This is a genomic window from Sphingobacterium sp. LZ7M1 (assembly GCF_024296865.1).
Taxonomy (GTDB): domain Bacteria; phylum Bacteroidota; class Bacteroidia; order Sphingobacteriales; family Sphingobacteriaceae; genus Sphingobacterium.
This window is the reverse complement of record NZ_CP101134.1, coordinates 516,472-531,926: the sequence shown is the minus strand read 5'-3', so window position 1 is coordinate 531,926 and position 15,455 is coordinate 516,472. Positions and strand designations below refer to the sequence as shown.

Here is a 15,455-nt window from a genome sequence, read left to right as displayed (position 1 = left end):
ATTAAGTTAATAGTAAATTAGAAGAGGCTGCATGATGCAGCCTCTTTCTTGTTATTGATCATCCTTTATACTTATTACCTCACGATCCAGCGGTTCAAGGTATTGTCTTTCCCTTCAAACACCACCTTCAACATTTTACTGTCTTTCAACTCCTTAGGCAATTTGACTTTCACTGCTCCTGAGCTTTGCTCAAACTCACCTAAATCAATATACTTATCATTCCCCTTTACGCCTTGCTGCTTGAAATTGTTCGTTCCTGATACCAGTATCTTCACTTTATCATTTTTTTGAAGACTGGTCCAGCTGAGTATCAAACTATCATCTTTCAGCATAGCCTTTGGATGTGCAATGGAAACTTCACCTACAAATGGCACACCATCCAATTCATATTGCTGCTCTTTGGAAATGTTCACACCTAAATGTCTTGCCATGGAAGGCAAAATATCAACGATCTCAGGTGTATGCGCATAGAAATGCTTGTTCAACTCCTTTTTGTTGGTTGCTATCCAGATCCCCCTTTCACGATCGGTCTGACCACCATGGCTTTCACCGGTTGCCACATCTCTACCATGATCCGTGATCACGACAAACATCCAATCTTCATTATAATACTGCTCCCTATATTGCACTGCTGCAAATAGGTCACCCACCTGACGGTCCGCTATCTGTACCGCCTTCTCCATTTCAGGACTATCCCCAAAATGGTGACCGATATCATCGGTGTACTGAAGATAGACCCAACTGAAATCAGGCGCATCTTTCCTGATGCTCTGGCTCGCTTCCTTCACTACTTCTTCATCAATATTGTTGATATATTTTGATTGTTTATCATGCGGAAAACGAACGGTATCCAATTCATAACCATCATAATGATAATCAAACTTCAAATGTTCGGTCTGCGGTAGGCCCTCACCGATCAATTTTGTCCTATTATCCAACCAAGTGGAATAAATCCCGATTTTCTTGTCATTCTGGTCATTCTTCAGAAACCTGAACATGGTCCAATAATTATAGTTTGGGTCTTCCAGACCATTGTCCCAAACATTGTGCTTGTTACCCCAGGTTCCAGTGATCATGCTGGTATAGCAAACCGCTGAAATGGTAGGCGTCTGGGAATAACCCGACTTCTCGCCGCCCATGGTCGCACGGGTATAGCCACCTATTTGGCTTACGGCATCAATAAATGGCGTACTTACCTTTTCCTTAACATCCGCTGGAATACCATCCACGATGATGACGATTGCTTTTTTAGTTTTCGGAGCTTGCGCATAGATCAAGCTGATGCTACAGAGGCAAGCAAGGAACAAACTGATTTTTTTCATAATGATTCTTTTATAATATTACCACCCAAAGATCTGTTTGAGATTGGTGTTGATATCTGCATCGTTTTTAGGAATGGGTCTATAATAATATTTAGGTTCTTCAAAACCACCAACCTTATCTACGACATCAATATATCCAGAATTTCCGTCACTTAAAAATACAGAAACATCCTGTCCTATTCTGCCGACCTTATAATATCTTAAGGTGACCCCTAAACTGTTCTTTTCTCTAACCTCAGGTAAGGATTCACTGGCTCCGATCAATTTGATATCCGCAATTCCATCACCCGTCACGTCGTGATTGCCCAATCCTTTGAAATAGATTCCCTGTGGTTTTCTTTCCAAAAGCTTACCTGCTTTCCAGCGCATCAAATCATTGAAACGGAATCCTTCAAATGCCAATTCCACCCTACGTTCTCTTCTTATTTCCAGGATCAAACTTTGGTTAGGTCCAGCAGTCTCCTTGAAATCGTTGGCCATTTTTGTATCCAACACCGGGTTCAAGGTCATATCCGGCATACCCGCTCTTTTTCGCAATAGGTTTACCGATTTATCTAAATCTGCTTGGTTGTTCAAGATTCCCAATTCGGCTTTAGCTTCTGCAAAGGTCAACAGGACTTCTGCATAGCGGTAAAGTGGGATATCGACATTGTATCTCTCTTCCTGAACACTGGTATTTAAGAAACCCTTGATCTGGTGATATCCCGAAAAGTTCTTACTCAATTGCTGTACATATAAACCTGGCCCCTGCGAATAGGTACTGACATATACCAGGTTCCAACCGGGTGCAGCATAGGTTTGGGCCAGCCTAGGATCCCTATCCTTAAACTCTTCCACAAAGGAGAACTTCTCATAACCCGCCTTATTGGTATAAATCGAACCATCCTTCATCAGGTAACTCTGTACCACATCGCGAAGTGGATAGTATTCATAATTCCCAAACATCCCGGGCCAATCCGAACGATTGATGACATTGTTGGCATAAAATCGACCCAGAATGACCTCGCTGTTATTTTCAAGATTTGGATTATTATACAAGGAGGCATAATCTGACTCGGCCTTCCCTGTGTTATGAATAGCATAACCAGCATTGCTCATGATGTTTTCGGCAGTTTGATATGCAATGGTCAAGAAGTTATCCACGGTCTTGTCCAAGCCTAGGTATTTATGGTATTTACGGTAGGTTCCTTCAAATAGGGCAAAGCGGCTATATTCCTGCCCGATCACCCATTTATTCACTTTTCCAGGAACCTTGGTTGCTTCCACATTTTCAAAGGCAAACTTAAAGTCTTCCATAATTTTCTGCACCACCAATTCTCGAGGATCTCTTTTGCCAAACAAAGCTGCCTGATCTTCCACCTTAACCACCTTATCTACCCAAGGCACATCCGAAAAGCGCTGCACTTTATTCACATAGAACCTAGCCCTAAAATATCTTGCTAAACCTTCATAATGCTTCAGCTTCGCTTCTGAGATCTTCGCCTGTGAAAGATTCTCCAACATAAAGTTGATATCTCTCAACTTCTCCCAATTCCATCCTTCGGTAATATTTGCTGCTGAAGCTGTTCCGAGCATGATGTTTTTGATCTCCTTATTACCTGTGGTACTCGCATTGTCGGTAGTTGCATCCTGCTCATAAAAACCGTTGTCCAGAAAATCATAGAGGTTCAAGGCATACATGTCCAGATCGGACTCCGTCTTGAAAAAATTCTCCTTCTGCACCATCGTTTCAGGCAATCGGTCAAGGTAACTGTCATTACACCCTGCAAACGTAAGCAAGGAGGCAGTCAATAAACTTAATTTGATATATCGTTTCATTATTTTAAAAGGTTAATTGTAGACCAGCAGAAAAACTACGTTGGAATGGATACATGGCTCCATTACCCTCCCTCGTTCTTGCTACGGTTGGATCTGTATAGGTGTTGATGTTCAAAACCTCGGGGTCAAAATATCTCTTTACTGCCGACCATTCCATCAGGTTTTCTGCACTGACATAAACCCTAAGGTTCTTCACTTTAGCTCTTTCCAACAAATGATTTGGAATGGTGTAGCCAATGGTGACATTCTTGAATCGCAAATATGCCGCATTCAATAAGTATCGTGTCTGTGGAATAGCAGCACCCTGAGCCTCATTGACACGCGTCCCTAAGTTCAGATCCGCCAACCAAGATTGAAGGACAGGATATTTGGCATCCAGATTCTGGTCTGCCAAACCTAAGGCTAAATAGGAAGCGGAATGTTTCGCACGGTCAGCATCAGAATCATTGTTAGGACGATAGAAATCCAAGAGATGGGAATAGATATTTCCATAAGGCTGTTGGTAAACACCCCAGTAAAGGTAATCCAGAGGATAATAATCTCGCTTCCCGATACCTTGTAAAAATGCCCGCACATCAAATCCTTTCCAGCTGGCATTCAGGTTCAGACCAAAATTGTAACGTGGGGTAGAATTACCAATAATTTTCAAGTCCTTGGTATCACCCAATACATAGCCTTTTTCAATTTTGCCATTACCATCTTGATCGACAAACTTTGGCCATCCCGGAACAATCGATAAGGCACCCCATGGAATGATCGAGGTTTGGTCCAGCTTATTGATCTCTTCTTGATTTTGGAAGAAACCATCGCTTTCCAATCCCCAGATTTCGCCCAGTTCCATACCCTTATAGAATTGGGTAATTCTCTGGTTCGGGTTGTCAAATTTGGTAATCTTGGCGTAGGAATCCGATAGCACAAAAGTGGCCCCGAAATTCAGGATTGAGCCCGAGACATCTTTCGAATCATTATAGGACAAGGTCAATTCCCAGCCGTTGGTTGCCAGGTCAGCCGCATTTTCATTCGGCTCCTTTACCCCTAAGATCTTAGGAAGCTCCTTTCCGAAGGTCAACATGCCCATGGTATTTCTACGGTAGATATCAAATGAACCATTAAACTTATTCTGCATAAAGCCAAAGTCCAAACCTAAGTTGTAGGTTTTTACCTTCTCCCATGTATAATGATTAGACACTAAACCTGGCGCTTTTATCGATGGATTCACTTTGCCGCCGATCAAATATGGAGATTCAAAAGGCTCCATGGTTGGGATATAACCAAAGTTGGATACCGCCTGGTTACCTAATTCACCATATGAACCTCTTACCTTCAATTGGCTTAACCAATTGACATCCGACAAGAAGTTCTCCTTGTTGATCAACCATGCTACGGACCCCGACGGGAAGAAACCGAAACGGCTAGCCTTTGGAAATCTTGATGAACCATCATAACGACCATTCAATTCCAAGATATACTTATCATCATAGATATAGTTCAAGCGGTAGAATGCTCCTCGCAGGGCATACTTGTCGATTTCCTCTCCTACTTCAGCAGTACCGGTTGCCAATGCCACGGTAGGGAAGAGATCAGAGATCAATCCTTGTCTCTCTGCAACGATATTTTCCCATCGATAATCCTCTTGGTTGAAACCTAGGACGGCAGTTACCTGATGTTTATCAAAGGTCTGATTATAGGTTCCAAAGATATTGTAGACATTATAGTAAGAGAATCCCGCCTCACGATAGGCTGATGAAATTCCTTCCTCACGGATATCATCCGGACCATAACCAATTTTATATCTGGTCGTGTATCTGTTTAAGTTCCTGGTATTCCTTTGGAACGTATAGTCTGCATTGATCTTAAACTTGTTTTCAAACAAACGCAATTCAGCATTGAATGTAGACTGTAAGTCATTGCGTTTGGTCCTCATCTGTCCCCCATCGACCATTTTGGCGGCAATACGGCCTGCACCAACATTTCGATCCACATCGGAATACGCCCAACTACCATCCGGGTTTTTCAAGGTGCTCGTTGGGAAAACATGGTAGATTTCAGCCATGGAACTGGATGAACTGTACAAGGATGGATTTACCCTTTCGTTCAATCCGATAACCGTATTATTACCCACAGAAAGGTAATCGTTCAGCTTATAGTTTACCTTGGATCGGATACTGTATCGATCAAAATAATCATCAGCGATTTTGATTGGAGAATTTTGACGGTTGTAGCCCGTACTGATATAATAATTGACCTTATCACTGGATCCTGAAATCGAAAGGTCATGGTTATGGGTATTGTTCCAGTCGGACAGGAAATAACGGGTCCAATCTCTATTTCCCATATATTCCCATTGTTTTGGGTTACTAGGGTCAATCCTTACATCAGCGATGCTAGGGTTATCCGACCTTTCCTTGGCATATTGATAATACTGCTCCGAGAAATTCACGTTATCCCAAGGTGTATTATCGGTTGATGTCTCCAATAAACGTGAGAAAACGTAGGGATCTGTAATCTTATCTGGAATGACGGTCGGCGTATTCCAGGTAAAGTTATTGCTATAGTTGATTTTTAGGGCTCCTTTACCTGATTTAGAGGTAATCAAGATAACCCCGAAGGATGCCCTAGCTCCGTAAATCGCAGCAGCAGAAGCATCTTTGATCACCGACATGGATTCAATATCTTGTGGTGATATCCTGTTCAGCTCTGCCGAACTGATAGGCACGTTGTCCAATAAAATCAAAGGGTCCCCACCATTGATGGACGTGATACCACGGATATTGATCTTTGCAGCCTCTCCAGGAGCACCAGAATTGAACTGTACATTTAAGTTGGGCACCAAACCTTGCAATCCTTGGGAAACGTTGGCAATAGGACGGCTCTCCAGTTCTTTACCACTGACATAATCAACAGCTCCGGAAAGGTTGACTTTCTTTTGGGAACCATAACCGATGACCACCAGTTCCTCCAGATTTGAAGAATTGGAATTCAGGGTAAAACTGTTCTGATCAGTAATGACGAAGATCTTGCTGTCATAACCAATGGAGCTGATCTGGATGGACTCTCCTTTGGCAGCCCGCAAACTGAACTGGCCATTTTCATCGGTTTGGGTAGAAATTCCAGCGTTTAGATTCTTTACAGTGGCACCTTGGATTGGGCGAGCAGATTCATCCATGACTTTGCCCGTAAAGACCTCCTGGTCCTGGACAATGGATAGAACCTCACCCATACTATGGGAGCTTGGGATTTGAAATCCTACAAGCAAAAAAGCCGCTAAATACAGCTTTGGAGCTTTAATTAATCTCATTGAAATGTGGGTTAATATTTTGCCGTAAAAGTAGCCCCGCACATTTAAGGTAACATTAACACAATAAAAAGATTAGGTAATTAAACAATGAGAAAATTGTTAATTAAGACATAAAAAATAGGCGGATCCGCTAATTTTCCGCCTATTATCCAACAAAAATAGATTTTGTTGCTTAATTATGTTAAATGGATGTTAACATGTGAAAAAACCATGGTTTTTAACATACCCGTAATTCATCAATTATTTTATAATTAATATCTATTCTTTTGAGTTTAAAAAACCAACCAACTTAGCCACGGCTTGCGAGCGATGACTGATCTTGTTTTTTTCTTCCAAACTCATTTCCGCAAAGGTCTGATCATAACCCTCCGGAATAAAGATCGGATCATAACCGAAGCCTTCCGTTCCTGTCCGACTTGCAATGATCCTTCCCTCTACAGTACCTTCAAAGAAATGCTGCTCTCCATTTAAGAACAGGGAAATAACCGTTTTGAATCTTGCCCTGCGGTTTTCTTGGTCTTGTAGCTTTTCCAAAACCAGGTCAATGTTCTTTTCCATATCCCTAGACCCTGAATAACGGGCAGAATATACCCCAGGTTCCCCATTCAAGGCGTCAATTTCTAAACCCGAATCGTCTCCGAAACAATTCACTTGATACTTTTGGAATAGGTAATCTGTTTTTTGTTGGGCATTCTCCTGAAAAGTAACTCCAGTTTCAGGAATATCATCATCACAACCTATATCAGCCAATGATTTCAAGACAAACCTATCTCCCACCATCTGTTGTACTTCTTCCAGTTTATGCGCATTGTTTGTAGCAAATACCAATTCCATAGCTCTAAATTTAAGCTTCAAAAATAGCATTCTATTTAAGCAATCAAGAAAGGAAGAAAGAAAAAATGGGAAAAACTAGGATTGAATAAAGGTCTTGAACTCATTCCAGAACAGTTTCTTTTTCTGGACATCAGCAAACATCTCTTCAAAGCTGAAGGTATTGAACACGGTCGCGATCTTACCGCGCATATAGGAGTTATGGCCGATTTCTGGAAGTTTTAGGGAGGTAGGTTCCACACCTAAAAGCGTAATTTTCTTGGGTTGGAAAAACTGCATGATCTGCTTCCACTCATTTGGGTTATGGGGGTTTGCCAGATTCAGCACCGCAACATTATCCGCATTCAATTGTAGGGCACCGATGGTTTTCAAAAATGCTTCTTCTGCCTGTGGCGAGAAGTAAGGATAGTCCGGATAACGCAGGATAAACAGCACGCCGGTCGACTTGTCCCCTTGATAGACAAACTCCTCAGCAGAGGCTTCAAAATGCCCTTGCTGAGGAGATGTATGTTGGTTGCCAACGGTTTGGGTCTCTACGATGGGCATGACAGAACCTGGGATAGCAAATACCGTTTCAGACATCAAGGCCTGAATCGCTATTGGATTATCTGTTGTAAGGTTCTTGTCCATCCTATTTCCTTGCGCCGTTGTAATTATCTTATTGACCTAATACCCAAGCAAAAATCAATGGAGCCACGATCGTAGCATCCGATTCTACAATAAACTTAGGCGATTCGGTATCCAATTTACCCCAAGTGATCTTCTCATTTGGCACAGCACCAGAATAGGAACCATAAGAAGTTGTTGAATCCGAGATTTGGCAGAAGTATGACCAGAAAGGAACATCATGCCATTCAAGATCTTGGTACATCATAGGAACCACACAGATTGGGAAGTCACCAGCGATACCACCACCGATCTGGAAGAAACCTACACCTTTGCCACCTGAGTTAGCACGGTACCATTCTGTCAAATAGATCATGTATTCGATACCAGTTTTCACTGTATGCGCTTTCAATTCACCTTTGATTACGTATGAAGCAAAGATATTACCTGTTGTTGAATCTTCCCATCCCGGTACGATGATAGGAATGTTTTTTTCTGCAGCAGCCAAGATCCAAGAGTTCTTTGGATCAATTTCATAGTGTTGGTCCAAAACGCCAGATAATACTACTTTGTATAAGAACTCATGTGGAAAATAGCGTTCGCCAGCAGCTTCAGCATCTTTCCATACCTTTTCAAGGTGAACTTGCAATCTTCTGAAAGCCTCTTCTTCAGGGATACAGGTGTCAGTAACACGGTTGTAATGGTTTTCTAACAATTCCCATTCGTCTTGAGGAGTAAGATCACGGTAGTTAGGAACACGTTTATAGTGTGAGTGCGCTACCAAGTTCATCACGTCCTCTTCCAGATTTGCACCAGTACAGGAAATGATAGCCACTTTGTCCTGACGGATCATTTCAGCTAATGAAATTCCAAGCTCAGCAGTACTCATAGCACCTGCTAGTGAAACCAACATTTTACCACCTTCTGCTAGGTGGGTTTCATAACCTTTTGCGGCATCAACTAAGGAAGCGGCGTTGAAGTGAAGATAGTTTTTCTCAATAAATTGAGAAATAGGACCTCTTTGTGTACTCATAATCTTATATTCAAATAAATGTTCACAAAGGTACTGATTTATTCAAGAATTACTGAGCGCTATGCATGCTAAACGCCCCGAATCTCCTGCAATCAAAGAAATTTGAGTGGAAGCTATAATAATATCCATTCGATAGGCATTCAAAAAAGCAGTTAATTCGGCTTATAAGCCTGTTTTTTAACAAATGTTAAAAAATGCTCTTAATTAGGCTTGGAGGCTATGAAATAACCAATCCAAAGGCTCATGCAGGTGGAGACAGACCCAAACAGTAATCCCTTCGATTACATTTGAAGCATTTTTAATGCTAACCGGCAATGGAAATTTCGAGGACTTAAGTTGGTTTTATTCGAGACATATTCCGAAAATTCGCAAAATGTTCACAAAGATGGAGCCAGCAATGTGCTCCGATCTCCGAAGCATTCTCGAATATCTCTCGAATGTGTCTCGAATGAAACCCCTAAAATGGTTAGAATTTGAACTGCAAAAATCGGCCTGTGAAAAGAGGTTGATTGCAGACCGAGCTGGTCAGAAGAAAAACAGCTCCAAACCTTAATTTTTTGGAGCTGTTTTCTCTTATAGAATTTTGCTTGTTACTTTCTCTTTAACAGCTTGGAAAAAAGCCAAAAGAAAAAAACGACAATTACGATCAGGATAAACAATATGATGATCTCATTCGTTCCTAGGTTCCACGTGTCATTATTCAGCATATCGGTATGATTTTAGGAAATTGTCCATTTTTCACATTTCTCCAGGAATGCAGGGTCAATATCCGCTGCTATACCTGGTCCTTCGGTAATCTTGATGGAATAGCCATCATATTGAATTCCGCCAATAACAGGATCCTCAAGATGTCCTACCATGCAGGTATCCAGGTCAAAGAATTTCACGTTAGGCGCAGCATAAGCAAAATGGGTCTTAGCGGCAAGTGCCAAACGGCTTTCCAACATGCCACCGATCATACAAGGGATACCAAATTCTTGCGCAACCGCCTGGATCTTTAAGGATTCCGCAATCCCCGAGGATTTGGAGAACTTAATATTGATATAGTCACAACTGTCTGTCCTGCATAGGCGTTCTGCATCATGATGGTCATAGACAGACTCATCAGCCATGATCGGAACGATGGTTTCAGACCTCAACTGGGGCAATAGATGATCGTTATAGGTACGCATTGGCTGTTCACAGAATTGGATCTTCAAAGGTTCAAGCCCTTTTAATGCTTCCATGGCCTCTTCATAGCTCCAGCCCTGGTTGGCATCGATCCGGATAGGGATATCAAATCCAACAGCTTGTCGGATGGCTTTAATGCGGGCAATATCATCCTGAGGTTTCTTGCCCAATTTTACCTTTAAGGCAACGGCACCATGATCGTGCAGGTCCTTGGCTTTAGCCGCCATTTGTTCCGGGCTAGCGATACCAATGGTAATATCCGTTACGATCTCTCTAGGCTTTCCACCCAAGAATTGATAAAGTGGCACACCTGCTTTTTTAGCTGCAAGGTCATAAAGGGCCATATCAAAGGCCGACTTAATGGTCGCGTTTTTGGCAATGTAAAGGTGCAGTTCGGCCAATCGCTCTTCAATTGCCAAAGGGTCCTTACCGATCCAGATCTTTGCAAAATCCTGGGCCACAGCGATACATGTATTTTGCGTTTCCCCAACAATCATCGGAAAGGCAGAACATTCACCCACTCCGTAAAGGCCTTCATCCGAAATGACCTTCACAAAAGTGTTCTGAGCAAACTCCATCACTCCCGTTGCAATGACAAAGGGTTCCATGGGAATACTCAACCTATAAATTTCAATTTCTTTGATCAACATAATTTATTAGTTCAAATAGCAAATGTAACGAATGATATTCCATTTTTATACGCAAATGGCGAAACAAATACAATTTCAATTATCAAACAGCGTTAAATTTATATTAACCTCAACGTTTTTGATTATTTTTTATCATTATTGCAAATATTTTATGTTTTTATTCATATATTAGCAAACTCGTTTGTTATTTTATCTAATTATCATATTACAATGCAGCAAGAAGGACTTTACAACCCAGCGTTTGAGCACGATGCCTGTGGTGTTGGATTTGTAGCCCACATCAAGGGTCAGAAGTCACATCAACAGGTTAAAGATGCACTTACCATGTTAGAGAACATGGAACACCGTGGAGCTTGTGGTTGCGATCCAGAGTCGGGCGACGGCGCGGGGATCATGATCCAGTTACCTCATGAATTTCTTTGGGAAGAATGTATTGAGTTGGGCATCCAACTTCAGGAACCAGGATATTATGGAGTAGGGATGTTGTTTCTCCCGAAGGAGGAAAGCATGAACCGTATCTGCCGTGATGTCATTGCCGAAGCTGCAAATGAAAGAGGCATGGAACTATTGGGGTTCCGAGCTGTTCCGGTAAATCGAGAAGGCATAGGTCCAACCGCCTTAGGAGCAGAACCAGAAATCGTTCAGTTCTTCATCTCCAGGCCGGCAGGGGTGGCAAACACCGAAGATTTTGAACGGAAATTATTTGTCTTAAGACGCTTAATCATCCAAAAAATCAAACTTCACCAAGAGTACCCCCTTCCACTCTACATCGCTTCTCTATCTTGCAAAACCATAATTTACAAAGGACAATTAACTACTTACCAGGTAGGGTCATATTTTGAAGACCTGAGGGATCCGCGTGTGGTATCGGCATTTGGCTTGGTCCACTCTAGGTTCTCCACCAATACTTTCCCTTCATGGTCACTGGCTCAACCCTTCCGCATGATTGCGCACAATGGGGAGATCAACACCCTGACCGGAAACTTAAACTGGTTTTACGCTGGTGTTAGGGCTTATTCATCCCCATTCTTTACCGAAGAGGAGATGGAAATCCTATTGCCGGTAGTAGACCGCGGACAGTCAGACTCGGCATGTTTGGACAATGTGGTGGAGCTCTTGCTTCATAGTGGCCGTAGCTTGCCGCATGTCATGTTGATGTTGGTACCAGAGGCATGGGATGGCAACGAGCAGATGGACCCACTGAAAAAAGCTTTCTATGAATACCATGCGACCTTGATGGAGCCATGGGACGGTCCGGCAGCATTATGTTTTACCGATGGAAAAATCATCGGTGCGACCTTAGACCGTAACGGTCTGCGTCCATTGCGCTATGCAGTAACTTCAGATGACCGTGTGGTGGTCGCTTCAGAAGCTGGTGCATTGCCAATTGATGAAGCCTTGATCATCAAAAAAGGAAGACAGCAACCGGGCAAGATCTTCGTGGTGGATATGGAAGCTGGAAAGATCCGTTCGGATGAAGAAGTAAAAGGCGAATTGATCCGTCAACAACCTTATGGAGAATGGATCAACAACTATAAAATCAAATTAGAGGAATTGGCAGAGCCAAGGGTAACCTTTACCTACCTGTCCAAGGAATCTGTATTCAAATATCAATTATCCTTCGGCTATTCTCGAGAGGACCTCGAAACGATTCTGACCCCAATGGCCTTGACCGGCTATGAGCCGATCGGTTCTATGGGAACGGACGTTCCATTGGCCGTCCTTTCTGATCAGCCACAGCATATCTCAAGTTATTTCAAGCAATTCTTTGCTCAGGTTACCAATCCACCGATCGACCCGATCCGCGAACGTTTGGTGATGAGCTTGGCAACCTTTATCGGAAACTCCGGCAATATTTTGGTAGAAGACAAGAAATTCTGCCACTGTGTAACCCTTGAACATCCGATCTTGACATCCAGTGAATTGGAGAAACTACGCTCCATCGACACCGGTGTATTCCAGGCTAAAACCATTCAGAGTTATTTCCGTGCTGACGGCAAGGAAGGTTCCTTGGAAGCTGGTCTGGAAAGGCTTTGTCGCTATGCAGACGATGCCGTACGTGATGGCTTTGAAGTGATCATCCTGTCTGACCGGGCGATCGACTCCCAGCACTGTGCTATCCCTTCTCTACTAGCTGTTTCGGCAGTACACCACCACTTGATCAAAACGGGCAACCGTGGCGCCGTAGGTTTGGTCGTTGAAGCTGGAGATGCATGGGAAGTTCATCATTTTGCCTGTCTATTGGCTTTCGGAGCTACAGCCATCAACCCATATATGGCATTGGCAAGTATCCGGACCATGAAAGAGATCGGCCATCTGGAAACCGAACTGACCTGGGATGACCTGAAAAAGAACTATGTAAAGGCCGTATGCAACGGTTTGTTGAAAATCTTCTCGAAGATGGGTATTTCAACCCTGCAATCTTACCATGGTGCCCAGATCTTTGAGGTACTGGGAATAGACAGCCAAGTCGTGGACAGCTACTTCTGTGGTGCAGTCTCCAGAATTGGCGGCTTGAACCTAGATGATATCGCTAAGGAATCCCTGGCAAAACATTGGCGCGGATTTGAAAACAGCAGATCGGCACCTACCCTATTGCCGGAAGGTGGAATCTACCAATGGAAAAGAAGAGGTGAAGGTCACTTATGGAATCCGCAGACCGTGCATTTGTTGCAACAGGCCTGTAGGACAGATGATTTTTCTACCTACAAGAAATATGCAACACTGATCAACAACCAAAAGGAACGTATGTTCACCTTGAGGGGATTGTTGGATTTTGCGAAACATAGAAGTCCGATTTCCATCGACCAGGTGGAACCGGCGAGCGAAATCATGAAACGCTTTGCCACTGGTGCGATGTCCTTCGGATCGATTTCGCATGAGGCCCACAGTACCTTGGCCATTGCGATGAACCGCATCGGCGGGAAGTCCAATACGGGAGAGGGTGGTGAAGATGAAATTCGCTATCAAAAATTACCCAATGGAGATTCCATGCGTTCGGCAATCAAACAGGTTGCTTCGGCACGCTTTGGGGTAACATCCAATTACCTGACCCAAGCGGATGAATTACAGATAAAAATGGCGCAAGGCGCCAAACCAGGAGAAGGAGGACAGCTACCGGGACATAAAGTAGATGACTGGATCGCGAGAGTGAGACACTCTACGCCTGGAGTGGGCCTGATATCCCCGCCGCCACACCATGATATCTATTCCATTGAGGATTTGGCGCAATTGATATTCGACCTGAAGAATGCCAATAGACAAGCGCGCATCAATGTAAAATTGGTGTCGAAAGCTGGAGTAGGTACCATTGCAGCAGGGGTTGCCAAGGCACATGCCGACGTGATCCTGATTGCCGGTTATGATGGTGGAACTGGAGCCTCTCCAATCAGCTCCATCAAACATGCAGGACTACCTTGGGAACTAGGCTTGGCCGAAGCCCATCAGACCCTTGTACTGAACAAACTTCGCAGCCGTGTGGTATTGCAAGCAGACGGACAGATGAAGACCGGTAGAGACTTGGTGATCGCCACTTTATTAGGGGCTGAAGAATGGGGCGTTGCAACAGCAGCGCTGGTAGCTGGCGGCTGTATCATGATGCGTAAATGCCATCTGAACACCTGCCCTGTAGGTGTTGCAACCCAAGATCCCGAACTGAGAAAGCTATTCACCGGAAAACCGGACGATGTCGTGAACCTATTCCGCTTTTTGGCGGAAGAAATGCGCGAGATCATGGCAGAGTTAGGATTTAAATCCATCAATGAAATGGTTGGTAAAGCTCAATTCCTGAAGAAAAGAGAAAACCTAGGCCACTGGAAAGTAAATAAAATCAACTTCTCGGGCATATTACACGTAGCTCCAAACGCAAACGGAGAAACCCTGTACAATACGGAAGAACAGGACCATGGCATGAGCATGATCTTGGATTGGGGATTATTGAACCAATCAAAATTGGCGCTGGAAACCAAGACTCCAGTTTTTGGCACCTTTAAGGTGAAAAACACCGATCGTACCATCGGAACCCTATTATCCAATGAGATCTCGAAGATCTATGGTTCAGAAGGTCTTCCGGACAATACCATCAACTTTAAGTTCGAAGGTTCTGCCGGTCAGTCCTTCGGCGCATTCAATACCAAGGGAATCTCCTTTGAACTGGAAGGCGAAGCCAATGACTACGTAGGAAAAGGGCTTTCAGGAGCACAGTTGGCCATATATCCTGCGAAGGAAAGTAATTTGGTGCCAAAGGATAATATCATTATCGGCAATGTGGCCCTATATGGTGCAACTTCTGGCCACCTATTTATCAACGGAATGGCCGGAGAGCGTTTCGCGGTAAGGAATTCGGGAGCGACTGCCGTTGTGGAAGGCGTTGGTGACCACGGTTGTGAATACATGACCGGCGGAAGGGCCTTGATCTTAGGCGAGACCGGAAGGAACTTTGCCGCGGGAATGAGTGGTGGTATCGCATGGATCTATGACCTTGCGGGCACCTTCAAAGAGAACTGCAACAAGGAAATGGTTGACCTGGATCCATTGGAAACCGAGGATGAAACTGCCATCATTGCCTTGCTGAAACGCCATATCCACCTGACCCAAAGCGAGCGGGCCAGCTTTATCTTGGAAAATTGGGCATCGGAAAAGAACCGATTCATCAAAGTGTACCCAAGAGAGTACAAGAATGTGGTGAACAAAAAATTAGTAACAGCATAATCAAGGAGGAACATCAT

Annotated in this window: 8 protein-coding genes; 1 reads left to right on the top strand and 7 read right to left on the bottom strand. The window is 43.6% G+C overall.

Going from position 1 to position 15,455, the window contains the following annotated elements:
- Nucleotides 1-74: 74 nt before the first annotated feature.
- The 7 genes from NMK93_RS02285 to NMK93_RS02255 all read right to left on the bottom strand — a co-directional run bounded on the left by NMK93_RS02285 (nt 75) and on the right by NMK93_RS02255 (nt 10,728).
- On the bottom strand, nt 75-1,322 hold the full coding sequence (locus NMK93_RS02285) for an alkaline phosphatase family protein (protein ID WP_254526495.1): 1,248 nt from the start codon (nt 1,320-1,322) through the stop codon (nt 75-77).
- A gap of 18 nt (nt 1,323-1,340) precedes the next feature.
- On the bottom strand, nt 1,341-3,140 hold the full coding sequence (locus NMK93_RS02280; protein WP_254526496.1) for a RagB/SusD family nutrient uptake outer membrane protein: 1,800 nt from the start codon (nt 3,138-3,140) through the stop codon (nt 1,341-1,343).
- 4 nt (nt 3,141-3,144) lie between these two features.
- On the bottom strand, nt 3,145-6,438 hold the full coding sequence (locus NMK93_RS02275; RefSeq protein WP_254526497.1) for a TonB-dependent receptor: 3,294 nt from the start codon (nt 6,436-6,438) through the stop codon (nt 3,145-3,147).
- Nucleotides 6,439-6,696: 258 nt separating this feature from the next.
- Nucleotides 6,697-7,272, bottom strand: coding sequence for a non-canonical purine NTP diphosphatase (locus NMK93_RS02270; RefSeq protein WP_185215933.1), 576 nt, complete (start codon nt 7,270-7,272; stop codon nt 6,697-6,699).
- A gap of 75 nt (nt 7,273-7,347) precedes the next feature.
- Nucleotides 7,348-7,899: a hypothetical protein gene (locus NMK93_RS02265; protein WP_185215932.1), complete on the bottom strand. Its 552-nt coding sequence runs from the start codon at nt 7,897-7,899 to the stop codon at nt 7,348-7,350.
- Nucleotides 7,900-7,927: 28 nt separating this feature from the next.
- Entirely contained in the window at nt 7,928-8,908 is a 981-nt protein-coding gene (locus NMK93_RS02260) for a deoxyhypusine synthase family protein (protein WP_254526498.1), read from the bottom strand.
- Between the two features lie 719 nt (nt 8,909-9,627).
- The gene (locus NMK93_RS02255; protein WP_185211244.1) at nt 9,628-10,728 is read right to left on the bottom strand and encodes a mandelate racemase/muconate lactonizing enzyme family protein; all 1,101 of its coding nucleotides are present in this window, start codon (nt 10,726-10,728) and stop codon (nt 9,628-9,630) included.
- 210 nt (nt 10,729-10,938) lie between these two features.
- Between NMK93_RS02255 and gltB the strand changes: the two genes are divergently transcribed.
- On the top strand, nt 10,939-15,438 hold the full coding sequence (gene gltB / locus NMK93_RS02250) for a glutamate synthase large subunit (protein ID WP_254526499.1): 4,500 nt from the start codon (nt 10,939-10,941) through the stop codon (nt 15,436-15,438).
- The last annotated feature ends 17 nt before the right edge of the window (nt 15,439-15,455 follow it).

Coding starts and splice junctions, on each gene's coding strand:
- NMK93_RS02275 (WP_254526497.1), bottom strand. CDS start 6,438: ATGAGATTAATTAAAGCTCCAAAGCTGTATTTAGCGGCTTTTTTGCTT.
- gltB (WP_254526499.1), top strand. CDS start 10,939: ATGCAGCAAGAAGGACTTTACAACCCAGCGTTTGAGCACGATGCCTGT.
- NMK93_RS02280 (WP_254526496.1), bottom strand. CDS start 3,140: ATGAAACGATATATCAAATTAAGTTTATTGACTGCCTCCTTGCTTACG.
- NMK93_RS02255 (WP_185211244.1), bottom strand. CDS start 10,728: ATGTTGATCAAAGAAATTGAAATTTATAGGTTGAGTATTCCCATGGAA.
- NMK93_RS02285 (WP_254526495.1), bottom strand. CDS start 1,322: ATGAAAAAAATCAGTTTGTTCCTTGCTTGCCTCTGTAGCATCAGCTTG.
- NMK93_RS02270 (WP_185215933.1), bottom strand. CDS start 7,272: ATGGAATTGGTATTTGCTACAAACAATGCGCATAAACTGGAAGAAGTA.
- NMK93_RS02265 (WP_185215932.1), bottom strand. CDS start 7,899: ATGGACAAGAACCTTACAACAGATAATCCAATAGCGATTCAGGCCTTG.
- NMK93_RS02260 (WP_254526498.1), bottom strand. CDS start 8,908: ATGAGTACACAAAGAGGTCCTATTTCTCAATTTATTGAGAAAAACTAT.